The organism is Bradyrhizobium sp. 613_E4_N2_2 (assembly GCF_052075995.1).
Classification (GTDB): Bacteria; Pseudomonadota; Alphaproteobacteria; order Rhizobiales; family Xanthobacteraceae; genus Bradyrhizobium; species Bradyrhizobium barranii.
Genome location: NZ_CP197234.1, coordinates 2,724,455 through 2,747,706, shown reverse-complemented (window position 1 = coordinate 2,747,706; position 23,252 = coordinate 2,724,455). Strand labels below are relative to the sequence as shown.

At 63.9% G+C, this 23,252-nt stretch carries 23 protein-coding genes; 16 read left to right on the top strand and 7 right to left on the bottom strand.

Features of this window, described 5'->3' with window-relative positions:
- A complete protein-coding gene (locus AB7290_RS12970) occupies positions 1 to 531 on the bottom strand; it encodes a GcrA family cell cycle regulator (RefSeq protein ID WP_441253468.1) in 531 nt (176 codons plus the stop codon).
- Between the two features lie 166 nt (positions 532 to 697).
- On the opposite strand from AB7290_RS12970, the gene AB7290_RS12965 reads away from it, so the two are divergent.
- Positions 698 to 1,306, top strand: a complete 609-nt coding sequence (locus AB7290_RS12965; RefSeq protein WP_028152904.1) for a S24 family peptidase — start codon at positions 698 to 700, stop codon at positions 1,304 to 1,306.
- Between the two features lie 100 nt (positions 1,307 to 1,406).
- Positions 1,407 to 1,682, top strand: coding sequence for a hypothetical protein (locus tag AB7290_RS12960; RefSeq protein ID WP_071911765.1), 276 nt, complete (start codon positions 1,407 to 1,409; stop codon positions 1,680 to 1,682).
- Positions 1,683 to 1,721: 39 nt separating this feature from the next.
- On the opposite strand, the gene AB7290_RS12955 is transcribed toward AB7290_RS12960, so the two are convergent.
- Entirely contained in the window at positions 1,722 to 2,696 is a 975-nt protein-coding gene (locus tag AB7290_RS12955) for a quinone oxidoreductase family protein (RefSeq protein ID WP_071911763.1), read from the bottom strand.
- Between the two features lie 227 nt (positions 2,697 to 2,923).
- On the opposite strand from AB7290_RS12955, the gene AB7290_RS12950 reads away from it, so the two are divergent.
- From AB7290_RS12950 to AB7290_RS12940, 3 genes are all read left to right on the top strand, one after another.
- Positions 2,924 to 3,121, top strand: coding sequence for a hypothetical protein (locus AB7290_RS12950; RefSeq protein WP_028152902.1), 198 nt, complete (start codon positions 2,924 to 2,926; stop codon positions 3,119 to 3,121).
- Positions 3,122 to 3,267: 146 nt separating this feature from the next.
- A complete protein-coding gene (locus tag AB7290_RS12945) occupies positions 3,268 to 4,215 on the top strand; it encodes an AAA family ATPase (protein ID WP_063982035.1) in 948 nt (315 codons plus the stop codon).
- A 5-nt stretch (positions 4,216 to 4,220) separates the two neighbouring features.
- Positions 4,221 to 5,600 carry a vWA domain-containing protein gene (locus AB7290_RS12940; protein ID WP_441253467.1) on the top strand — a complete coding sequence of 460 codons (1,380 nt, stop codon included), beginning with the start codon at positions 4,221 to 4,223 and terminating at the stop codon, positions 5,598 to 5,600.
- A gap of 25 nt (positions 5,601 to 5,625) precedes the next feature.
- Here the strand turns inward: AB7290_RS12940 and AB7290_RS12935 are convergent, their stop codons facing one another.
- Positions 5,626 to 5,808, bottom strand: coding sequence for a hypothetical protein (locus AB7290_RS12935; protein WP_028152900.1), 183 nt, complete (start codon positions 5,806 to 5,808; stop codon positions 5,626 to 5,628).
- Between the two features lie 365 nt (positions 5,809 to 6,173).
- Between AB7290_RS12935 and AB7290_RS12930 the strand changes: the two genes are divergently transcribed.
- Positions 6,174 to 6,395 carry a hypothetical protein gene (locus tag AB7290_RS12930; protein WP_439037000.1) on the top strand — a complete coding sequence of 74 codons (222 nt, stop codon included), beginning with the start codon at positions 6,174 to 6,176 and terminating at the stop codon, positions 6,393 to 6,395.
- 86 nt (positions 6,396 to 6,481) lie between these two features.
- On the opposite strand, the gene map is transcribed toward AB7290_RS12930, so the two are convergent.
- Complete coding sequence (gene map, locus AB7290_RS12925; protein ID WP_441253466.1) at positions 6,482 to 7,234, bottom strand: type I methionyl aminopeptidase; 753 nt, start codon at positions 7,232 to 7,234, stop codon at positions 6,482 to 6,484.
- A 182-nt stretch (positions 7,235 to 7,416) separates the two neighbouring features.
- Between map and AB7290_RS12920 the strand changes: the two genes are divergently transcribed.
- Positions 7,417 to 8,736: a dicarboxylate/amino acid:cation symporter gene (locus AB7290_RS12920; RefSeq protein WP_085405730.1), complete on the top strand. Its 1,320-nt coding sequence runs from the start codon at positions 7,417 to 7,419 to the stop codon at positions 8,734 to 8,736.
- Positions 8,737 to 8,744: 8 nt separating this feature from the next.
- Here the strand turns inward: AB7290_RS12920 and AB7290_RS12915 are convergent, their stop codons facing one another.
- Entirely contained in the window at positions 8,745 to 10,118 is a 1,374-nt protein-coding gene (locus AB7290_RS12915; protein WP_439037363.1) for a hypothetical protein, read from the bottom strand.
- Between the two features lie 101 nt (positions 10,119 to 10,219).
- Positions 10,220 to 11,494, bottom strand: a complete 1,275-nt coding sequence (locus AB7290_RS12910) for an allantoate amidohydrolase (RefSeq protein WP_439037001.1) — start codon at positions 11,492 to 11,494, stop codon at positions 10,220 to 10,222.
- A gap of 395 nt (positions 11,495 to 11,889) precedes the next feature.
- Here AB7290_RS12910 and AB7290_RS12905 point away from each other — a divergent pair, with 395 nt between their 5' ends.
- Genes AB7290_RS12905 through AB7290_RS12880 form a run of 6 tightly spaced genes read left to right on the top strand, consistent with a single transcriptional unit; the run spans position 11,890 to position 17,762 of the window.
- Positions 11,890 to 13,002, top strand: a complete 1,113-nt coding sequence (locus AB7290_RS12905) for a BMP family ABC transporter substrate-binding protein (RefSeq protein ID WP_135215146.1) — start codon at positions 11,890 to 11,892, stop codon at positions 13,000 to 13,002.
- The gene (locus AB7290_RS12900; protein ID WP_441253465.1) at positions 12,999 to 14,111 is read left to right on the top strand and encodes an ABC transporter permease; all 1,113 of its coding nucleotides are present in this window, start codon (positions 12,999 to 13,001) and stop codon (positions 14,109 to 14,111) included. Before AB7290_RS12905 ends, AB7290_RS12900 begins: the two co-directional genes overlap by 4 nt.
- Before the next feature lies 1 nt (position 14,112).
- The gene (locus tag AB7290_RS12895) at positions 14,113 to 15,039 is read left to right on the top strand and encodes an ABC transporter permease (RefSeq protein ID WP_439037003.1); all 927 of its coding nucleotides are present in this window, start codon (positions 14,113 to 14,115) and stop codon (positions 15,037 to 15,039) included.
- A gap of 11 nt (positions 15,040 to 15,050) precedes the next feature.
- The gene (gene biuH, locus AB7290_RS12890; protein WP_439037004.1) at positions 15,051 to 15,734 is read left to right on the top strand and encodes a biuret amidohydrolase; all 684 of its coding nucleotides are present in this window, start codon (positions 15,051 to 15,053) and stop codon (positions 15,732 to 15,734) included.
- A complete protein-coding gene (locus AB7290_RS12885) occupies positions 15,731 to 17,263 on the top strand; it encodes an ABC transporter ATP-binding protein (RefSeq protein WP_439037005.1) in 1,533 nt (510 codons plus the stop codon). The genes biuH and AB7290_RS12885 overlap by 4 nt, the downstream gene beginning before the upstream one ends.
- 13 nt (positions 17,264 to 17,276) lie before the next feature.
- A complete protein-coding gene (locus AB7290_RS12880) occupies positions 17,277 to 17,762 on the top strand; it encodes a nucleoside deaminase (RefSeq protein WP_439037006.1) in 486 nt (161 codons plus the stop codon).
- Positions 17,763 to 17,951: 189 nt separating this feature from the next.
- On the opposite strand, the gene AB7290_RS12875 is transcribed toward AB7290_RS12880, so the two are convergent.
- Positions 17,952 to 19,061, bottom strand: coding sequence for a hypothetical protein (locus tag AB7290_RS12875; protein WP_439037007.1), 1,110 nt, complete (start codon positions 19,059 to 19,061; stop codon positions 17,952 to 17,954).
- A 574-nt stretch (positions 19,062 to 19,635) separates the two neighbouring features.
- Here AB7290_RS12875 and AB7290_RS12870 point away from each other — a divergent pair.
- From AB7290_RS12870 to AB7290_RS12860, 3 genes are read left to right on the top strand one after another with little or no spacing between them, the layout of a single operon-like run.
- A complete protein-coding gene (locus tag AB7290_RS12870) occupies positions 19,636 to 21,207 on the top strand; it encodes an ABC transporter ATP-binding protein (RefSeq protein ID WP_441253464.1) in 1,572 nt (523 codons plus the stop codon).
- Positions 21,191 to 22,282 (top strand): ABC transporter permease, encoded by a 1,092-nt coding sequence (locus tag AB7290_RS12865; protein ID WP_441253463.1) that lies wholly within the window; start codon positions 21,191 to 21,193, stop codon positions 22,280 to 22,282. The genes AB7290_RS12870 and AB7290_RS12865 overlap by 17 nt, the downstream gene beginning before the upstream one ends.
- Positions 22,269 to 23,186, top strand: coding sequence for an ABC transporter permease (locus AB7290_RS12860; protein WP_135215155.1), 918 nt, complete (start codon positions 22,269 to 22,271; stop codon positions 23,184 to 23,186). Before AB7290_RS12865 ends, AB7290_RS12860 begins: the two co-directional genes overlap by 14 nt.
- The last annotated feature ends 66 nt before the right edge of the window (positions 23,187 to 23,252 follow it).

Below are 23,252 nucleotides of genomic sequence, written 5' to 3'. Positions count from 1 at the left end.
TCAGGCAGCAGAGATCAGCCTCAGGACGACGGGACCGGCGGCGCGAGCAGACGCGGCCTCAGACCTTCGCGTCAGGCGAGCATGCGGCGTGCAATAGCTGGAGCCCGGCTGGCGCGGATAGCCGCAGAAGGCGATCCCCTCCCCGTCCTTGTCGCCACCATAGGGATAGCGGCAGTCGTCGCGCCCGAGTTCGCCTAGCGCGACCAAGCGGGGCTGGACGCCGACACAGCGCAACTTGACCCGCGCGGGTTTCATTGCGGATTTTGGTGGCAAGTTCAGGTTCGGCACCGCCGCACGGGGCGGCCCGATGAGACAGGCTCCTGACGGCAAGGACGGCACGATCGATGGACTCGTCATCCGCGCCGGTGCCGCGAGTCCCAGCCGCTTGGCGCGGCCGGCCACCGCGTTGCGTGTGTAAGCCGTTCCAAACCTTCCGTTTATCTGTCTTCCGATCTCCGCATAAGACATTCCCTTGAGAAAATAGTCGCGAAGCGCGTCGGAGTGCTCCGACGGCCAATGACCCGGTTCCATGCTGCTGTCCTGTGATGCGCCTCCTCCGATCGTTCGATCGCGAGGCGGCGCCTACATTCCGTTATTCCGAAGCAGCTGTCAAGCGATAATTCTGATATTCATAATTGCATCAATTCCGAATTTCGGATTACAAGAGGCGGGACGATGGGCAATCGAGGGAATCACCATGTTGGACGTTGCAATGATCGAGCGGGGCCTGGAGAAGACGGGCAAAAGCAAGGGCGGCCTGGCGGCGGCCATGGGCGTGCGGCCCGGCGCGGTGTCGGAGATCCTGGGCGGCGAGCGCCTGGTGAAGGCGTCTGAAATCATTCCGATCATGGAATATCTTGAGCTCAATCTCGCGCCGATCATGGGCCGCGTCGGGGCCGGCGCTGTGATCGAGCCCGATTATGAACAGGTTCCCCCGGAAGGCCTCGGCGATATCGCGCTGCCGTTCCCGATCATGGAAGAGACCGTCGCCTTCGAGATCGTTGGCGATTCGATGCTGCCCAAATACGAGAGCGGCGACGTGATCGTCGTCTACAAGGACCAGCGTCATCCGCTGTCGAGCTTCTACGGTGAAGAGGCCGTGGTCCGGCTCAAGACTGGTGAACGCTATTTGAAGACCATCGAACGCGGGAAAACTCCCTCCGTCGTCAATCTCAACAGCTTCAACGCCAAGCCGATCGTCGGCGTCAAGCTCGAGTGGGTCGGCGAGATCTGCCTGTCCATGCCCAAGGGTCAACTTGAGCGGCTGCGCGCCAAGTCGGCACGCCCTCGCAAGAAGAGCAAATAAAGGTCGATTTCCGATTTTTGGAAATCACCCTTGACTTAATTCTGTTTTTCGGAAATACTCTGCCGCGCTCCCGGCTACGGGGGCGCGGCAGGATCGTTTCATGCAGTATTTCGTCGTGATGATCGACTATGGGCGGCGCGGACGCGAGGCAGTCGTCGATCCCGAAATCACGAGGCGCGAGGTCATCTCCCGCGTCGCTTCGGGTGAATATCGAAACATCTCGTTCATCCACGAAATCGCGGAGAATGCGGTGGAGGACGTGACCGAGGCGATCCTGACCGAGGCCGCCCTCCCCCAGGTTCCGCCTGAAGAAGTCGACCTCCAGGCGATCCGTCTCGATCACAACCGCGATCTGCGCAAGCACGAGAAGACGTGACGCAGGCCCTAACGGCCTGCGTCAGTGCCCGGCTGGCGATCACACCGTGAGGACGGTCGAGCCCGTGGTCTTGCGCGCGGCGAGATCGGCATGCGCCTTGGCGGCGTCCTTCAACGGATAGGTCTGGTGCACCTCGATCTTGACCGCGCCGGACTTCACGACGTCGAACAGCTCGTTCGCCATCGCGACCAGGGCCTCGCGCTTGGCAGCGTAGGTGAACAGCGTCGGACGGGTGACGTAGAGCGAGCCCTTCTGCGCGAGCAGGCCGAGATTGAGCGGCTCGACAGCGCCGGAGGACGCACCGAACAGCGCGGCAACACCGAGCGGCGCAAGACAATCCAGCGACTTCAGGAACGTGTCCTTGCCGACGGAATCATAGACCACCGGCACCTTCTTGCCGCCCGTGATCTCGTCCACACGCTTCACGAAATCCTCGCGCGTATAGATGATCACATGATCGCAGCCATGTGCCTTGGCGAGCTTTGCCTTCTCGTCGCTGCTGACGGTGCCGATCACTGTCGCGCCGAGATGTTTTGCCCACTGGCTCAGGATGAGACCAACGCCGCCGGCTGCGGCGTGCAGCAGGATGGTGTCGCCGGCCTTCACGCGATAGGTCTGCCGGATCAGGTATTGGGTGGTGAGCCCCTTCAGCATCATGGCCGCCGCGGTCTTGTCGTCGACGCCGTCGGGCAGCTTCAACAGCCGGTCGGCCGGGATCAGCCGCGCCTCGGAATAGGCACCGAGCGGCGAGGCGCCGTAGGCAACGCGATCACCGGGCTTCAAATCGGTGACACCGGCCCCGACTTCCTCGACGACGCCGGCACCCTCACTGCCAAGGCCGCTCGGCAATTGCACCGGATACACACCGGAGCGGTTGTAGATGTCGACGAAGTTGAGGCCGACCGCCGTGTGGCGAATGCGCGCCTCGCCCGGCCCGGGCTTGCCGACACTGACCTCCTCCCAGACCAGGACTTCAGGACCGCCGGTCTTGTGAAAGCGAATGGCATGCGTCATGGGCGTTGCTCCCTTATTGTTGCAGTGAAGGTCCGTGGAAAACGGATCGGCCTGTGAAATAGGAATTCGGTCGGCCCGTTACAGTACAGAGACGTAACAAGAATGTCACAGCGAACGACAAACGCCTGCCGTTCCGCCTCTGTTCGAAAGAGTTGATGACGGCACCGGCGCGTTCCGGCAGTAGCCTTTTCGCGGGGTTTGGTGGTCGCCTGCGAAGGAGAGCCGAGATGCCAGCTTATGTACAGCATCATCAGGACATCGAAATCGCGCCTGTAATTTGTCCCGCCTGCATGGGGTTCCTGCCGATGTACGTCCGCGAGGTCGAACCGCATTGGGGCCTTGCCAGGATCGACTTCGTCTATGAATGCGCGGACTGCGGCGCGGAAGTCCGGCAGACCATCCGCAAGCCGGAGCTGCGGCACTGACCGCACGATCAGCCATCGCTTAAGTATTTGCGCTGAACGGAAAAAGCGACGTTCAGCGCGGGTCAGGCCGTCCCAAACGAGGCTTGTTCTTTGCCGGGAACGCAGGCAGAACAAGCCTCAAGCAAGACCTTTGGGAGCGCCCTTTCGTGGCTGAACAGAAGGCCTCGACCTCGATCGAGGCAGTGGAGAGCGGCCTCGCCGCACAGGGCTATATCGCGAGCCGGCAGATCGCGACCGCCGTCTATTTGTCGCAGCAGATCGAGAAACCGATCCTGGTCGAAGGCCCCGCGGGCGTCGGCAAGACCGAGCTTGCCAAGGCCATTGCTGCCTGGCGCGGCATGAAGATGATCCGCCTGCAATGCTACGAGGGCCTCGACGAGGCCAAGGCGCTCTACGAGTGGAAATACGCCAAGCAGCTTCTCTATACCCAGATCCTCAAGGACAAGCTCGGCGAAGTCCTCGGCGGCGCGCAGACGCTGCATGCCGCGCTCGAGCAGCTCCACGATTTTGGCGACGTGTTCTTCTCCAAGGAGTTCGTCGAGCCACGGCCACTGCTCCAGGCGCTGGAGCAGCCGGGCGGCTGCGTGCTGCTGATCGACGAGATCGACAAGTCGGATGCCGAGTTCGAATCGCTGCTGCTGGAAATCCTCTCCGATTTCCAGGTCACGATCCCGGAGCTCGGCACGGTCGCGGCGATCACGCCGCCGACGGTGATCCTCACCTCGAACAGCGAGCGGGACCTCGGCGACGCCCTGAAGCGGCGCTGCCTGCATCTGCATATCGGCTTCCCCGAGCAACGGCTCGAAGAACGCATCGTCGAGAGCCGCGTCTCCGGCATCTCGCAGGCGCTGCGCCGGCAGATGGTCGGCTTCATCCACGAGATCCGCTCGCTCGACCTGAAGAAGCTGCCTTCGGTCAGTGAGACCATCGACTGGGCGCGCGTCCTGGTTCTACTTCAGGCCACGGAGCTCGATACGGACATCGTCAAGGACACGCTCAATGTGCTCCTGAAGTACGAGGCCGACATCGAGGCAGCAACGCCGCAAGTTACGACCTTCATTGCCAAGGCGGCACGGTCCAACGTCTTCGGTTGACGCCGATGCGCGAGAATCTCCATCGTTTCTTTCGAGCGGCGCGCGGTGCCGGCGTGCATGTCTCGCCCGCCGAAAGCATCGATGCGATGCGCGCGGTCAAGGAGGTCGGCTTTTCCGACCGGGCTATCCTGCGCGATGCGCTGCTCCTGACGCTCGCCAAGTCGCAGGACGAGAAGCTCGCCCTCGGCGACTGCTTTGATCTCTTCTTCAGCCAACCAGAGCCGCGGCAGGATCAACCCGAGGCCGACGACAACGACGACGCATCGCAGGACGCGGATCAGACCCCCTCACCCAGCTCGGCCAGTGAAGCAGGCGAAGGCCAGGCTTCCGAAGCATTGGGCCCGCTTGCGCAGATGCTGCTGTCGCAGGATCGCAACGCGATCGCAGCCGCGATCGCCAGCGCTTCCGGTGTGGCTGCGCTGTCCGACATCCGCTATTCGACTCAGCGCGGGATCTTTTCCAGCCGCATCCTCGACGCCATGGGCCTTCAGCGCCTGCGCGACGATCTCGACGCGCTCACCGCGACCAATCCGTCGCTGGCCGAGCGTCTGCGCGGCGCGCTGGACGCGTTGCGCGAAGCAGTCCGCGACACGGTCTCGCAAGGCCTTGCGCTTTATGCCCGCGAAGAGGCCGAAAACCTCCGCAACGAGATCCTGCGCAACGCGCCGCTCGCCCGCATCGAGCGGCGCCAGGTCGCGGAGATGCGCGCTCTCATCCGCCAGATCGCGCGGCGCCTGCGCGAGCGCTACTCGAAGCCGCGCAAGCGTCAGCGCCGCGGCCATCTCGACGTCCGTCGCACACTGCGCCGCAACGCCGCCTGGGGCGGCGTGCCCTTCCTCACCGCGTGGAAGCGCAAGCACCGCGACCGGCCGAAGATCGTCGCAATCTGCGACGTCTCAGGCTCGGTCGCGCAGGTCTCCGATTTCTTCCTGCTCCTGATCCACTCGCTGCACGAGGTGGTCGACGACGTCCACTCCTTCGCCTTCTCCTCGCATCTGATCGAGGTCAGCGAGATCCTGGAGAAGAAGTCGCCGGAAGAGGCGATGGCCGAGATCATGTCCAAGGTCGGCTTCGGCTCATCCGACTACGGCTCCTCTCTCGTCGATTTCGAGAAGGAGTTTATGAGCACGCTGACGCCGCAGACCACGGTGATCGTGCTCGGTGACGCCCGCAGCAACAATCTCGACCCGCGCGCCGACATCTTGCGCCGCATCTCCGAACGCTCGAAGCGCGTGGTCTGGCTCAATCCCGAAGGACGGCTCGCCTGGGGCTTCGGTGATTCCGAGATGCCGCGCTACGCGACCTTCTGCACTGTCGTGCGCCAATGCGCCACCGCACAGCAGCTCGAACGCGCCGTGTCCGACATCGTGGCGACTTATCAGTAGACGGCAATCACGTCCGCCGCTGGCGTCAGGCGGCAGTCAGCTCGGCCTGGACGAGGTTGCACTCCCGAAAGTGATGCGCAATTTCGTCGAGCGCGCGCTGCTCCCATTCCTGGGCCTGCGCGAGCCAGAACGCCCGTCGCTCCGAATCCAGCGCGGCGCGCTCTCGGCAGAGGAATTCCTGACTGCGAATTGCCATCAGCCTGTTCATGCACTCACACTCCTGTCGTGTGAAGCCAATCCCCTGCGAATCAACGTAGCAGAGTCCAGTCAGAGTCCAATCGTCCTCGCTTCACGATTTCTGTGCATATCGCGACGCGCAATGGGACAGTGATGCTTCCCGTGCACTGCGGTAGCTCTCGCCGCACGATCAAGCTCACATCATCAATTAGTGATCGGAGACCGGGACGATTTTCGTGCGCGAACGATCTTAACTGTTGTGGCGCAATGAAGTGCGGCAATTCGTGAAGAGAGGTTCTAAACAGCTTACCGAATTCCCGACTCATTGTCGTCGCATGGTGTTCATGCGGCGCCGCTAACAGGGGCTCGCGAACTTGGACTATCGCTTGAGGCAACATGAGCAACGACATCGACTTCGATCTTTCGCCGGACCAATGGGAAGCGCTGAAAGCGCTTCGCAACCCCGTGTCGAATGTTCGCCTCTCGAAGGCCTATCTCGTCGAAGGTCTCGTCAAGCTCGGTCTCGTTGTTGTCAGTGACGGCGTACCTTCGATGACGCCGACGGGACGCAAGGTGCTGGTGCGCGGATCGTGCCGGCTACTGGATCTCGTGGCGTGACGAGACTGTCCGCGCGCAACAGCTCTGCATGATCGCCTGAAAATTGTCTTTTGCGTTCCCGCTGACGGCGTGTCGCGGGGATGACCTCAACCCGCCAACGTAACGATCAAAGGTCCATTTCGGGTTGCGATAACCGTGTGCTCGTACTGAACGGTTGGCGCCTCGGGGTTGCTGTAGAGCGTCCAAGGATCATCATCACCGTTCTCGGCCCACTCCGCGCCGAGCGACAGGAATGGCTCGACGGTGAACACCAAACCATCGCTCATGATGCGGCGCTCGGAGCGATCGGGCCATGTCGCGATCTCCGTCGGCTCCTCGTGGAGCGACAAGCCGACACCGTGACTGGCTAGGTTCTTGACGAGCATGTAGCCGTTTTTCCGCGCAAACGTCCCGATGGCCTGACCGATGCCGGCAATCGGTTTGCCGGCTCCGACCTGCCGCAGGCCCGTCCACATCGCCCGCCGACCATCCCTGCAAAGACGCTCGATCGAACGGGTCACGGGCGGAACGGCGAACGAGGCTCCCGTATCGGCAAAGAAGCCGCTCTTCTCGGCCGAGACGTCGATGTTGACGAGGTCGCCACGCTCGATCCGCCGGGCACCCGGGATGCCATGAGCGATCTCTTCGTTCACGCTGATGCAGGTTGCGCCAGGAAAGGTATAGGCCAGTTCCGGCGCCGAACGCGCTCCGGCGGCCTCAAGGAGCTCTCGTCCGATCCGGTCGAGTTCCGCGGTGGTCATGCCGGGCTCGAGGGCCTTCCCCATCGCCTCAAGGGCATTGGCGACGATACGCCCGACCTCTTTCAGGCAGATCAGATCGTTCTCATTCGAGATTGTCATATCAAGCTCTTGCGAAAGCCGGGACATAGCTGTTGCGATGCCGACTTGCAAACGGAAGAGCGCGCACAAGAATCCCGGATTATGCGGCGCCCTGGATCACTTCCAAGACCAGGCCGCGACAATCTGGCACGGTTGTTGCTCCTTTTTGACGTCCAAGACGCGTCAAACCGGGGGAGTCCACCATGTCGACCATCACCGCGGCACCTACCGCCGAGCCGAAGCCGCTCTACACCTCGCTGTTCGTCCAGGTCCTCGCCGCGCTGGTGCTTGGCGTCATCCTGGGGATGGCCGTTCCGGACTTCGCCATCGGGCTCAAGATCCTCAGCGACGCCTTCCTGAAGCTGATCTCGATGATCGTAGCCCCGATCGTGTTCTGCGTCGTCGTGCACGGCATTGCCGGTGCCGGCGACCTCAAGAAGGTCGGCCGGGTCGGCGTCAAGGCGCTGGTCTATTTCGAGGTGATGACGACGGTCGCCCTCGTGGTCGGTCTGCTGCTCGCCTATCTCTTCGGTCCCGGCCACGGCATGAACATCGATCCCTCGACGCTCGACGCCAAGGCGCTCAACTCCTATGCCGATAACGCGCACAAGCTGTCCGGCGGCGGCATCGGCGCCTTCCTGATGAACGTGATCCCCAGCACCTCCTTCGATGCGCTGTCGCGCAACGACGTGCTCCAGGTGCTGTTCTTCGCGGTCCTGTTCGGTGTCGGCCTTGCGCTCGTCGGTGGCGAGAAGGGCGCGCTGGTCACATCGATCATCGACGCGGCCTCCACCGTGCTGTTTCGGGTCATGGGGCTGATCGTGCGGGTCGCGCCGCTCGGCGTGCTCGGCGCGGTCGCCTATACCGTCGGCAAATACGGTGTCGGCTCGCTGAAGCAGCTCGTTTCGCTGGTGATGCTGTTCTACGTCTCGGTCGGCATCTTCGTGCTGGGCGTGCTCGGCGGCGTGATGGCGCTCGCCGGAATCAACATCCTCAAATTCCTCGCTTACCTGCGCGAAGAGTTGACCATTGTGCTCGCGACCGCGTCCTCCGATGCCGTGCTGCCGCAGATCATGAAGAAACTGGAGCGGATGGGCGTGAAGGATTCCGTCGTCGGCCTCGTCATCCCGACCGGCTATTCCTTCAACCTCGACGCTTTCTCGATCTACCTGACGCTCGCCGTCGTCTTCATCGCGCAGGCGACCAACACGCCGCTGTCCTTCGGCGATCTCCTGCTGGTGCTCGGCGTCTCGCTGATCACGTCGAAGGGCGCGCACGGCGTGCCGGGCTCGGCGATCGTGATCCTGGCCGCGACGCTCAACGCGGTGCCGAGCATTCCCGCCATCGGCCTCGTGCTGGTGCTGTCGGTCGATTGGTTCATCGGCATGGCCCGCGCACTCGGCAACCTCGTCGGCAATTGCGTAGCGACGGTGGTGGTAGCCGCCTGGGAAGGCGACCTCGACCGCGCCAAGGCGGCCAAGGTGCTGGAGGGCGGCGAACTGGTGGACGTGACGGCGGGGTAGGCCGCCGATCAATCATTCCACTGGAGGAGTGGCGTTCCATACGCCCTCCTCCAGACCGACAGGAAGCGTGGAAACCAGGAGTGCGCCACGGCGCCCTTATACGCCCAGGTGCGATACTTCAGCCCCTGTTCCGAGATCAGCTCCTGGTACCCGCCATGGACCTCGGTCGCGGTCCGAATGTCCTTCAATATCCCCTGCGCGCAAGCCCGATAGGTATCGCTCCCTGAGGCTTCATCAAAATCCAGCATCCGATCCGCGAATTCGACATTGAATGTCGGCCACGACGAACGCCCCTGATAGGCCGGCGCCGCGATCTTGTGGATCATCTTGTTCCGTGGATTGTCCGCGGACACCAGGAAGTGGAACGTGCTGGGGATGCGAAATCGCGGCTCGGCGATGATCAGATCCGTCGTAGCCGCAAACAGCGCCCGCTCGCTAGCATCGTTCATGTCCCAGAAGCCGCGATGCACGCTGACGAAATCCAGGGCCACCAAGGACACCGGTGCGCCCGCCGGGCCGTCAAGCGAATGCCTGATATAGCCGTCCTTGCCGAACAAACGGAGCAGATCTCGCTTGTACTGCGCAAGGTCGCGACCGAGCAGCCGCTTCAGTTCGTTCTCGTCGACGATCCCGAGCTGCACGCCCCACACGAACGTCGTGTAGACGCAGGCGTTGGTGACGAAGCGCCTGCGCTCGGCCCGCGTATCCGTTGCCGCAGAGCGAGGCCCCCCGGCATCGCATAGCAAATACCTGGTGCCATCAGTGTCAAATGGCTCCAGTTCGCTCGCAAGCCGGAGGATCGCTCGCTTCAGGTCTGCGCCATACTCGGCCAGCAACAGGCGGCCGGCATGTGCGCATTGCGACATCGCCAGATAGGAAGACGCTCTCTCGTCGGCACCTATCATCTGCTGGAGACCGGCGAGAATGCCGAGCAGCGTGTCCGAGGGCCGCGAGAAATAATTCACGCCGAGGTACCGTCCACGTCCCGCAGGGACGATGGTCGTCGTGACCACGTCGGCGCGAACCGCCTCCAGCAGGAGGCGAACGCTCTTTTCGAGCAGGCGCGCCCGGCGCACTGCGTCCTGCGAATCCATGATGGTTTCGGGATCGAGAACGTCGGGATAAAACCAGGCGAAGTCGCGCGGGTAATAGGCGGAGGCGTGCGGCGCTCCCGTGACGAGGAAAGCCTCGGTCACCGAAAAGGCGCTGTCCATCGAGTGCCGGTAGAGGTCCTCTATGTTCGACAACGCATGATGCGATTGTCTCAGGAAGCGATCACCGAGAAAATTGACCGCCTGAAGCGCGTTGGCGACAAAGGTCGCAGCCATCCCCTGGTAGAACCGGTTCTCACGATGTGATGGAAAAGAGATGTCGCTGTTCATATGCGTCAATCGGCTGATGTCTCGTGACCCCGTGATGGCGGCCACCATTTTAAACATGACTGATTCGTATCTCTACCCGGTGACTTGCGGGCTTCATGCTATCAGTTCGCGCCGGCACGGCCCTCCTGCGGCCTGAAATTCTCGATCACCCGCAGCAGCACGCGCGCGCCGGCGTCGGCATCGGCGAGCTCGACGTGCTCGTCAGGGTGGTGGCTGATGCCGCCGCGGCAGCGGACGAAGATCATGCCGACATCGGCGATATCGATCATCGCCATGCCGTCGTGCCCTGCCCCGCTCGGCAGCTCGAACACCGACGCGCCTTCGGCGGCGATCGCCTGCGCGATCTGGTCCTTCAGCCAGGGTGCGCAAGGCGCGGTGCGGTTCTCGTGAGTGACGTCGAGCTGGAGCACCAATTGCCGGCGCTTGGCGATGGCCTCGATCTGGCGGACGACGTCGGCGACCGCGCGCTTGCGATGCATGTCGGTCGGTGCCCGCATGTCGATGGTGAACGACACTTCGCCCGGGATGACATTGGTCGCGCCGGGCCTCGCCTGGATATAGCCGACGGTGCCGACCAGCCCGCCCGCGTCGGTGCGGCAAAACTGCTCGATCGCGCCGATGCATTCGGCCGCGCCGGCGAGCGCATCACGGCGCAACGCCATCGGCACGGTGCCGGCATGACCGGCCATGCCGGTCAGCCGCGCAGCGAGCCGTGTCGCGCCCGCAATCGCAGTGACGACCCCGACGGGCAGGTTCCGGGCTTCCAGCACCGGGCCCTGCTCGATGTGCAATTCGAGATAGGCGAGCAGTTCGCGCCGGGCCCGCGCGGCCGCGCCGATGTGATCGGGATCGAGGCCGAACGCGACGAGCGCATCGCGCATCGACACGCCGTCGCGGTCGCGCGTGTTCAGGACGCTCTCGTCGAAGGTGCCCGCCACCGCCCGGCTTCCGAGCAGCGTCGAGGCGAAACGTACCCCCTCTTCATCGGCAAAGCCGATCACCTCGATCGCGAACGGCAGGCGCTTGCCGCGACGGTTGAGATCGGCGACGCAGGCGATCGCCGTGATCACCCCCAGCGGCCCGTCCCATTTGCCGGCATCGCGCACCGTGTCGTAGTGCGAGCCGAGCATCAGGCAGGGCGCCCCCGCCTGCTCGCCTTCGTAGCGTCCGCAGACATTCCCGATCGCATCGAGATGCGCGCTCATGCCGGCTTCGCGCATCCAGCCCAGGATGAGGTCAGCGGCCTTGCGCAGCTCGTTGGTGAGATAGATGCGGGTGAGCTTGTCGCCGTCTTCCGAGATCGCGGCGAGCTCGTCGATCCGTCGCACGATCTCCTCGCCGAGCGATGCATTCTGAACGGCGTTACCAGCAACCATCTCGGCGAGCTTCCCATCTCTTGGGACCGCGGCGGCGGTCCTGGCGGCGATCGATACAAGTTCGGTGCCAGCAAAAAATCACGACCGCGGTCCCGATCCGCGCGTGGGTAGCATGAATGCGGCCGGCAGACCGTAGCTCCCGTCATGCACGCACGCGACCTAGCCTGGCTGTTCAACTCCATTGCATACAACTTCTATATTTTGCTCAAAAATTAATCTGACGGTTTACTCGGCAGAATTCTGAAAATTTATAAACACGATACTTTTCAACGACTTCAGATCAATTGATCACTCCGTGGCCTCTGGCACGAAGCTTGCGACATCTTATCCCCAGGCTCCGCCAGACCGGCGCGGCCGCGAGATTAAGGCGGGACATCCGCCAAGGGGAGCGAGCAATGGATTTCGGCAAGATTTCACGACGTCATTTGTTGCAGGGCGGCGCGGCGCTGACCCTCGGTGCGGCAGCGGGCGTCCGTCCCGCCTTCGCGGCCGATACCACCATCGGCTTCATCTATGTCGGCTCGCGCGACGACTACGGCTACAACCAGGCGCATGCGCAGGGCGCGGCGGCACTGAAGAAAATTCCGGGGCTGAAGGTCGTCGAGGAAGAGAAGGTGCCGGAGACCGACGCGGTCGAGAAGACGATCGAGTCGATGATCAACCTCGACGGCGCCACCCTGCTCTTCCCGACCTCGTTCGGCTACTACAACCCTCACATGATCAAGATGGCCACCAAGTTCCCGAAGCTGCGCTTCGAGCACTGCGGCGGCCTGTGGAGCGACAAGGATCCAAAGAACGCCGGCAGCTATTTTGGCTATATCGACGAGGCCCAGTACATTTCGGGCATCGTCGCCGGCTACACCTCCAAGAGCGGCAAGCTCGGCTTCGTTGCCGCCAAGCCGATCCCGCAGGTGCTGCGCAACATCAACGCCTTCGCGCTCGGCGCCAGGCTCGCCAATCCCAAGGCCACCACGCAGGTCATTTTCACTGGCGATTGGTCGATGCCGGTCAAGGAGGCCGAAGCCACCAACAGCCTGATCGATCAGGGCGTCGACGTGCTCACCTGCCACGTCGACGGTCCGAAGACCATGGTCGAGAACGCGGCGCGCCGCGGCGCCTTCGTCTGCGGCTATCACACCAACCAGTCGCCGCTGGCGCCGAAGGCGTATCTCACCGGCGCCGAGTGGAATTGGGAAGCGCTCTATCCGAAGTTCGTCAAGATGATCGCCGCCGGCGAAAACATCCCGAACTTCTATCGCGGCGGACTCAAGGAAGAGATCGTCAAGACCTCGCCCTACGGTGAGGCAGTCTCCGCCGAAGCGCGCAAGCACGCCGACGAGGTCAAGGCCAAATTCCTGTCGGCGGAGGGCTACGCCATCTTCAAGGGCGGGCTGGTCGACAACAAGGGCAAGACGGTGATCGCAGCCGGCACAGATCGCGGCCAGAAGGATCCTGAGCTGGAGAAGATGGACTACCTGGTCGACGGCGTGATCGGAGCGACTTCGTGACAACGGAAGCCGCGGATTCCACTGAAGCGGCCGGGACAATTGCCTCGGCCGCCGGTCCCGGCTTTCTTCAGCGCCATGGCGCGACAATCGAATATATCCTGATCCCGGGCGCGGCGCTGGCCGGCGCGCTCGTGATCTTCGGCATCTTCGTCGCGATGTTCGGCAAGAACCCGCTCGACCTCTATTTCTACATGTACTACGGCGCTTTCGGCACCTGGTTCTCCTGGCAGAATACGTTGACGCGTGCTGCGCCGCTGATCCTCACCGCGCTCTGCACCGCACTGCCGGCACAGCTCGGCATGGTCATCATCGGCGGCGAAGGCGCGCTCCTGATCGGCGCGTTGTCGGCGACCAGCGCCGCGCTGGCGCTTCAGGGCATGCCGCCGCTCGTCGTGCAAATTTCCATGGTCATCGGCGGCGTAGTCGGCGGCGGCCTGTGGATCATGCTGTCGGGCGCGCTGCGCCAGTATCGCGGCGTCAACGAGACCATCTCGAGCCTGCTGCTCGTCTACATCGCGCTCGCGATCCTCAATCATCTTGTTGAGGGGCTGATGCGCGATCCCGCCAGCCTCAACAAGCCGTCGACGCGCGAGATCGGCGCCGCCAACATGATCGGCAGCATTCCCGGCACCGACGTGCATTGGGGCCTCGTCTTCGGCCTGATCGCCGCGATCGCCGCCTACGTCCTGATCTATCACACCGTGTTCGGCTTCGCCGCGCGCGTCGCCGGCGGCAACATCCGCGCCGCAAAGATCGTCGGTCTCGGCGCCAGCAAGCTGATCCTGACCATCTGCTTCCTCGCCGGCGGCGCCGCGGGCCTCGCCGGCATGGTCGAGGTCGCCGCGGTGCAGGGACGCACCAACGCCAACCTTGCGGCGGGCTACGGCTTCACCGGCATTCTCGTCGCCTTCCTCGCCCGGCAGAATCCGCTCGCGATCATTCCCGTCGCGATCCTGCTCGGCGGCATCAGCGCCAGCGGCGGCCTTTTGCAGCGCCGCCTCGGATTGCCCGACGCATCCGTTCTGGTGCTTCAGGGCATCATCTTCGTCTTCGTGCTGGCCAGCGATGCACTTTACGGCCGCATTGGATTGTTGAAGGGAAAATCCTGAGATGGCAGACGGATCGATCGGCCTCTGGACTGTCCCCCTCGCCGTGCTCGGCGGCGCCATCCGCGTCTCGACGCCGTTCCTGTTCGTGAGCCTAGGCGAATGCATCACCGAGCGCTCCGGCCGCATCAATCTCGGCCTCGAGGGCACGCTGGTGATGGGCGCGATGAGTGCCTACGGCATCTCGTATCTCACGGGATCGCCCTGGCTTGGCGTGCTCGCCGCCGGCATTACAGGTGCACTGCTGGGGGCATTGCACGCCGGTATCTGCTCGCTGCCGCGCGTCAACGATATCGCGGTCGGCATCGCGCTGATGCTGTTCGGCACCGGCCTTGCCTTCTATCTCGGCAAGCCGCTGATCGAGCCCACCGCGCCGCGGCTGCCCGCGATCGATTTTGGCTGGTGGAGCGACACCCCGCAGGTCCGCGCCGCGCTGCGCGTCAACGTCCTGTTCCTGATCGGCGTCGCGCTCGCGCCAATCCTCTATTGGGCCTTCCGCACCACGCGCTGGGGCCTTTTGATCCGCACCGCCGGCGAGAGCTCCGATGCCGCGCGCGCGATGGGCCATTCCGTGTTGCTGATCCGCCTGCGCGCGACCATGGTCGGGGGCTTCCTCGCCGGCATCGGCGGCTCGTTCCTGTCGCTGTTCTATCCCGGAAGCTGGAACGAAGGCCTGTCCTCGGGACAAGGCATCACCGCCGTGGCGCTCGTGATCTTCGCGCGCTGGGATCCCCTGCTCTGCCTGTGGGCCTCGCTCGCCTTCGGCGGCGCCGCGGCCCTGGGCCCCGCACTGCAATCGGTCGGCGTCACCTCCGGCTATCACCTCTTCAACGCCGCCCCCTACATCCTGACGCTGGCGATCATGATCATCACCTGCTCGCCGAAACGCACGCTGACCGGAGCCCCGGCCGAATTGTCGATCACCCGCTAGAGAGCGAAATCATGCCCGAGCGCTATATCAAGTCCGAGCCCTACGCCTGGCCCTACAATGGCGATCTCCGCTCCCAAAACACCGCGCTCGTCATCATCGACATGCAGACCGATTTCTGCGGCATCGGCGGCTATGTCGACAAGATGGGCTACGACCTCTCGCTGACGCGGGCGCCGATCGAGCCGATCAAGAAGCTGCTCGCGGCCATGCGCGCCCAAGGCTTTCACATCATCCATACCCGCGAGGGTCATCGCCCCGATCTCTCCGACCTTCCCGCCAACAAGCGCTGGCGCTCGCGCCAGATCGGCGCCGGCATCGGCGATCCTGGTCCCTGCGGCCGTATCCTGGTGCGCGGCGAGCCGGGCTGGGACATCATCGAAGAGCTTGCACCACTGCCGGGCGAGCCGATCATCGACAAGCCCGGCAAGGGCTCGTTCTGCGCCACCGACCTGGAGCTGATCCTGCGCGTGCGTGGCATCGAGAATATCGTGCTGACGGGCATCACGACCGACGTCTGCGTTCACACCACCATGCGCGAGGCCAACGACCGCGGCTTCGAATGCGTCCTGCTGCACGATTGCTGCGGCGCCACCGACAAGAGCAATCACGACCATGCCCTGAAGATGATCAAGATGCAGGGCGGCGTGTTCGGCGCGGTCTCGACGTCGGACGCCTTCATCGGAGCTATTTCGTGATCATCGGCGAAACGCCGCCGCCAGCAGGCGCCTTCGGCGTCGACGCCATCGCCATGACCATGCGCTTCGGCGACTTCCTCGCGCTCGACAATGTCGAGCTGAAGGTGCGGCCGGGCTCGTTCCACGCGCTGCTCGGCGAGAACGGCGCCGGCAAGTCGACGCTCGTCAAATGCATCATGGGCTATTACCACGCGACCGAAGGCGACATCCTCGTCGGCGGCCGCGAGCAGGCGATCGCAAATCCAAAGGACGCTCACGCGCTCGGCCTCGGCATGGTCTACCAGCATTTTACCCTGGTGCCGGCCATGACGGTCGCCGAAAACCTCGTGCTGGCCCGCGACGATGTGCCGGCCGTGGTGAACTGGTCGAAGGAGATGAAGGAGCTCGAGGCTTTTCTGGCGCGGATGCCGTTCAAGGTGCCGCTCGGCGCCAAGGTCTCCGACATCTCCGCCGGGGAGCGGCAGAAATGCGAGATCCTCAAGCAGCTCTATCTGAAGCGCCGCTTCCTGATCCTGGACGAGCCGACCTCGGTGCTGACGCCGGCGGAGGCCGACGAAGTTCTTGGCATGCTCCGCGACATGGTCGTCAAGGGCGAACTGACCATCCTGATGATCACGCACAAATTCCGCGAGGTCATGGCCTTCGCCGACGACGTCACGATCCTGCGCCGCGGCAAGCTCGCAGGTGCCGGCAAGGTTTCCGAACTCACACCGGATGCGATGGCGCGAACCATGATCGGCGCCGAGGAGCTGACCGTGCAGCCGCCGCGCACCGGCGAAGCCGGCCAGGCCCGGCTGGAATTGGCAAAAGTCCGCGCACTCGATGACGCAGGCGCCATTGCCGTGCACGACGTCTCGCTCACCGTACGCGCCGGCGAGATCGTCGGCATCGCTGGCGTCTCCGGCAACGGCCAGCGTCAGCTTGTCGAGGTGCTGGCCGGCCAGCGCGAAGCCGAGAGCGGCGAGATCCGCGTCGCAGGCGATCCCTATCACGCCAGCCGCGAGGAGATGCGCCGCCACAAGATGTCGCTCCTGCCCGAGGAGCCGCTCAAGAACGCCTGCGTCGGCGGCATGAGCGTCGCCGACAACATCGCCTTCCGCGAATTCGACCGCGCGCCCTTCGCCAGCCTCGGCTGGTGGCTCAACCGCGGCGCCTTCCGGGACGATGCAAAGAAGAAAATCGTGCAGTACAAGATCAAGACCCGCACGCCCGATACGCCGATCGCGGCGCTGTCGGGCGGCAACGTCCAGCGCGCCGTGCTGGCGCGCGAGCTTGGCGGCAACGTCGAGGTGCTGATCGCGGCCAATCCCTGCTTCGGCCTCGACTTCGCGGCGGTGGCGCAGATCCACGCCGAGATCATGGCCGCTCGCAACCGTGGCGCCGCCGTGCTGCTCGTCAGCGAGGACCTCGACGAATTGCTCGAACTCTCCGATCGGCTGGTGGTGATGTTCCACGGCGAATTCGTGTATGAAGCACGAACCAGCGAAGCCGATCTGACCGTGGTCGGCCGGCATATGGCGGGGCATTGACCAGGGACGAGCGATGAGCGGCGGATCCGAGCGCGACGAACACTTCCTCCGCCTGTCCTTCACGGTCGCCCGCCGCTCGCTCACCCATGGCAACCATCCGTTCGGCTGCGTCGTCGTCGATGCCGAGGGCAACGCGCTGATCGAGACCGAGAACGGCTACATGCCCGACCACGACGGCACTGCGCATGCCGAGCGCCTCGCGGCCACGCAGGCCTGCCGTACGCTCAGCCGCGAGGTGCTGGCGACATCCACGCTCTATTCCTCCGCAGAACCCTGCGCGATGTGCGCCGGTGCGATCTACTGGGCCGGCATCGGCCGCGTGGTTTACGGCCTCAGCGAGCACCGCCTGCGCGGCGTCACCGGCAACCATCCGGAGAACCCGACGCTCGATTTGCCGTGCCGCGAGGTCTTTGCCAGCGGCCAGAGGCCGACGGAAGTTGTGGGGCCGTTGCTCGAGGACGAAGCCGAAGCGCTGCACGACGGCGTGTGGACGAGGTAGGCGGCGCCACATACTCGGCTTCGTAGGCTTCGTAGGGTGGGCAAAGCGAAGCGTGCCCACCAATCCCAACCGCTCGGAGAGATGGTGGGCACGGCGCGTTGCGCCTTTGCCCACCCTACGCTCTCACAAACGCCGATGGAGCCGCGCGGACATGCGCGGCGCCATCCTAACCTGAAGACCTTCGGCCGATCAGAACTTCACAGTGACGCCACCGTACACCGTGGACTCGGTGCAGCTGTTGGTGCTCTGGCCGGTCGCGGCGACCGTGCAGACGCCGGGCATGGCGTTGTGGTCGAGGCCGAACTTGTTCTGCCAGTAGCGGTAGGCGACCCAGAGGTCGACGAAGTGCGAGTACTTGTCACCCCAGGCGGCCTTCGAAGCGTCGAAGGTCAGACGGATCGGTTCGCTGTTCAACTCGACCTTGGAAGCAGTAGAGAACCGGCCAGGGCCGGAGAGCGCGGGAAGGCCGTTCGAGTCGCCCTTCGCTCCATACCAGCCCGCGCGGCCGCTGATGGACCAGAACTGCATGCCCGGCGGCAGGAAGCCGAGGTCCATGTAGTAGTTGATTTCGACGGCCCAGGTCGGGTTGTAGCTGACATTGCCATCGGAGTTACAGCTCACACCCGGGAGGGGGCCAGCAAAACCGCTGCCGCACTGAGTGAAGGCGTTGTGGTTGGAGAACTCCCAGTACATCAAGGGCGCGACGTTGATGTAGCCCTTGTAAGGAAGATCGAAGGCGAACTGGAGACCGGCAACGACGTCCCGCTTCGCGGGCGCCAAGAAAGTGTTCTCGGAATTGCCATCCATACCGACTTCAAACGAAATGTTCTGCAGCGGCCCCGTGGTGAAGGCCTTGGTGTTGAAGAGCTGGTTCCAGCCGAAGGTCGAGCGGAACAGGCCGTAGATCTCGGTCGCGCCGGCGCAGTCGGCTGCACCGAAGGAGGAGGACAGACCAGGTGCGATACAGGGCGAAGCAGGGTCGTTATGACCCGACTTGAACATCGAGATGGTGAAGAAGTTGGTGCCGTAGGCCCAGAGGTCGAAGTGCGTGAACGAATAGACCTGCTTGGCGGTCGTACCGTTGATGCTGCCGTTCGGATTGACGCTCCACATGCCGGGGTCAGTGCCCTTGGGCATCCAGGAGAACGTGACGCGGTTGTCGATCACCAGGAAGAACGGGACGTCCGACGCTTTCTTGGCAGCCTTGACCGGCAGGTCCGCTGCCTGAGCCACGCCACTGGTAGCGAGTGTAGCAATCGACAGCGCCGCGGCTGCGATTGCCTTGAAACCAAACGACATCCTGAATACCCCCAAGTTTGGACACGTAAAAATGAACGCCCCTTGGGTGCGACACTTGCGCCGATCTCCCGGAGTGAGAAGCCTCAACTTTTTTCAAGGCATGCCGCTTGTTTCGGCAGGAGGCGGCCTTTCAACCCAGGAATTCGAGGATTTTTTCCGTTTCGCTGCTGCGTGCGTGCGGTGACGCGATGCCGAAGATTCCCGTTTGATTTCATTTGTCTTTTGTGGCGGCGCAAGAATGCAGACACAATTGACGACAGCGGCCGTTGGCCCGGTCGGGAATTGCATACGCGCGCAGGTGCGACTTTGCTCAACTTCACGTCAGGCCTGCACAGCGGGTTCCGATTTGGTTTGAGCCGTCACAAATTTGCAACAGGCGTCTCTCGCAGGAGGCCGCCGCAATGGCTCTCCCGAATGTCGGTTGGAGACGATCATCGACTGACAAGGGCCGCGACTCGCGACATAGACCGCCTGCCGAAGCGTTGAGCAAGGGATGACGCTTTTTCACATCTTACGCGACGGTTCAAACTAGCCCACAATTGAGGCACTTCACCCCGTGCCAGCGCATCAGCGAATGTTAGATCAGACGTCCAACGACCTGCATTCCGGCGAGCCCCCTCTGCTTCAGACGATCGGGCTCACCAAGCGCTATGGTGATTTCCTCGCCAACGACTCCATCAGCATCGAGATCCAGCCGAAACAGATCCATGCCCTGCTCGGCGAGAACGGCGCCGGCAAGTCGACGCTGGTCAAAGCGATCTACGGGCTGATCCAGCCCAGCGCCGGCGAGATCCGCTGGCAGGGCCACCCCATCGTGCTGTCGGGTCCGTCAGAGGCGCGCAGCCGCGGCATCGGCATGGTGTTCCAGCATTTCTCGCTGTTCGACAATCTCACCGTTGCCGAGAACGTCGCGCTCGGCCTCGACGGCAGGGAATCCTTCAAGGACATGTCAGCCCGGCTGGAGCAGGTGTCGAAGACCTATGGACTGCCGCTCGATCCCAGGCGCGAGGTCTGGCAATTGTCGGTCGGAGAGCGCCAGCGCATCGAGATCGTCCGCGCGCTGATGCAGGATCCGAAATTCCTGATCCTGGACGAGCCGACCGCCGTGCTGACACCGCAGGAAGCCGACCGGCTCTTCATCGTGCTGGAACGCCTCAAGGCCGAAGGCCGCGCCATCCTCTACATCAGCCACAAGCTCGACGAAGTGAAGCGGCTCTGCGACACCGCCACGATCCTGCGCGGCGGCAAGAAGGTCGAGACCTGCAATCCCCGACTCGAGACCGCGGCCTCGCTCGCGCGGATGATGGTCGGCGGCGAGATCAGGGAAGTGAGAGCACCGGCAGGCCGCAAGACCACCGTGCCGCGGCTCGTCGTCAACGACCTTTCACTCGCGCCGAGCGAGGCGCATGGCGTGCGGCTCGAGCACATCTCGTTCGAGCTGAAGGGCGGCGAGATCCTCGGCATCGCCGGCGTCGCCGGCAACGGCCAGGACGAGTTGTTCGCCGCGCTCTCCGGCGAGCGCCTGTCGAACGACCCCGGCACCGTCGTGATCGAAGGCATCGCCGCCGGCCACCTCTCGATCACGCAGCGCCGCAAGCTGGGCGCGGCGTTCGTCCCGGAGGAACGGCTCGGCCACGGCACCGCGCCGCGCATGAAGCTCTCGGAGAACGCGCTACTGACCGGGCACGCCGCCAGCGGCATGGTCCATCACGGCTTCATCGACACCGCGGCCACGCTGAAGACCGTGGACCGCGCGACCGAAACGTTCGACGTGCGCAAGGCCAAGCGGGATCCGGAAGCTGCGAGCCTGTCCGGCGGCAATTTGCAAAAGTTCATCGTCGGCCGCGAAATCCTGCGCAACCCCGCGGTGCTGGTGGTGAGCCAGCCGACCTGGGGCGTCGATGCCGGCGCCGCCGCCGTGATCCGTCAGGCGCTGCTTGATCTCGCAACCGCAGGCGCCGCCGTGCTCGTCACCAGCCAGGATCTCGACGAGCTCGCCGAAATCGCCGACCGCATCGCCGTGATGTTCCATGGCCGGCTGTCGGCGCCGCTTGCAACAAGCGAAGCCACGCGCGAAAAACTCGGCCTGTTGATGGGGGGCAGCAGCCTGGAGCCGAAGGAGGCCGCGCATGCAGTTGGTGCTTGAGAAGCGCGTCGAGCGCTCCAACACGATCGCGCTGGTCTCGCCGCTGATCGCGATCGGGCTGACGATCGCGACGATGATCATCCTGTTCGCAATCCTCGGCAAGAATCCGCTTCTCGCTCTGCATGCCTATTTCATCGCGCCGTTGACCGACGGCTATTCACTGCAGGAGATCGCGGTGAAGGCGACGCCGCTGGTGATGATCGCGATCGGACTGTCGCTTTGCTATCTCGCCAATGCCTGGAACATCGGCGCCGAAGGGCAATTCCTGATCGGCGCGGTGGCCGGAAGCTGGATCGCGGTGAAGACGCAGGGCACCGATGCCGGCGCCTGGGTGCTTCCGGTCATGCTCGTGCTCGCCGCCGCAGCAGGCGCGCTCTATGCGCTGATCCCGGCGATCTGCAAGGTGAAGTTCGGCGCCAGCGAAATCCTGACTAGCCTGATGCTGGTCTATGTCGCCGACCTCTTCCTCGACTATCTCGTACGTGGACCCTGGCGCGATCCGCATGGATTCAACTTCCCGACCACGGCGGAGTTCGATCCGGTAGCGACGGTGCCCCTGTTGATTGAAGGCGGCCGGCTGCATCTCGGCTCGATCATCGCCCTGCTCGTCGTCGCGGCAGCCGCGATCCTGCTCGGCCGAACCATCAAGGGCTTTGAGATTCGCGTGGTCGGCGCGGCGCCGCGCGCCGCGCGGTTCGGCGGCTTCAACGCCAACCAGTTGGTCATCCTGACTTTCGCTGTGTCAGGCGCGCTCGCAGGCCTTGCCGGCATCATCGAGGTCGCGGGTCCGGTCGGGCATCTTCAGCCCGGCATCTCGCCCGGCTACGGCTTTACCGCGATCATCGTCGCCTTCCTCGGCCGGCTGAACCCGCTTGGAATATTAATTGCAGGCCTTTTCCTCGCATTGACCTTTATCGGCGGCGAGCAGGCGCAGATCGCGATGAAGATCCCGTTGGACGTCACCAAGGTCTTCCAGGGCATTCTGCTGTTCTACGTGCTCGCCTGCGATTCGCTCATTCTCTATCGCTTCAAGCTGGTTTTCCCGAACCGACAGGTGGCCCGTGGAACTGGTTGAAGCCATCATCCTCGCGGTGCTCGCCGCATCCACGCCGCTCCTGATCGCGGCGACCGGCGAGCTCGTGACCGAGCGCTCCGGCGTGCTCAATCTCGGCGTCGAGGGCATGATGATCGTCGGTGCAGCCTGCGGTTTTGCAGGTGCGTGGCTCACCGGCTCGATCTTCATCGGCGCGCTGTTCGGCATCGTCGCGGGCACGCTGATGTCGCTGGTGTTCGCGCTGATGACGCTCGGGCTCGCCGTCAACCAGGTTGCAACGGGTCTCGCGCTGACCATCCTCGGTGTCGGCCTGTCCGGCCTGATCGGCGCCGGCTTCGTCGGCGAGCGCATCACGCCCGCGATGCACCTCTATATTCCCGGCCTCACGGACATGCCGCTGATTGGCCGGGTGCTGTTCGGCGAGGACGCCTTCGTCTATTTCTCCATCGCGCTCGTCGTCGGCGTCTGGTGGTTCCTGTACCGCACGCGGGCGGGTTTGATCCTCCGCGCCTGCGGCGACAATCATGTCTCCGCGCATGCGCTCGGCTATCCCGTGCTGCGCATCCGCACCTTCGCTGTGATGTTCGGCGGCGCCTGCGCAGGCCTCGCCGGCGCCTATCTGCCGCTCGCCTACACGCCGTTCTTCATTCCAGGCATGACCGCGGGGCGCGGCTGGATCGCGCTGGCGCTGGTCGTGTTTTCGTCCTGGCGGCCGGGCCGGCTCGTGGTCGGCGCTTATCTGTTCGGCGCGGTGACGATCCTGCAACTCCACGCTCAGGGCTGGGGCGTCGGCATTCCCTCGCAATTCATGTCGGCGCTGCCTTACCTCGCAACCGTCATCGTCCTGGTCCTGCTCTCACGCGCGCGCACCGGCGGCTCGACCGCGCCGGCCGCGCTCGGCACTGTGTTCGTGCCGGACCGCTAGCGTTTCATTTCCGCGGCGGGCGCGATGGGGCGCGCACGTTGCGGATCGTGGCTGTCCCCTGATGTT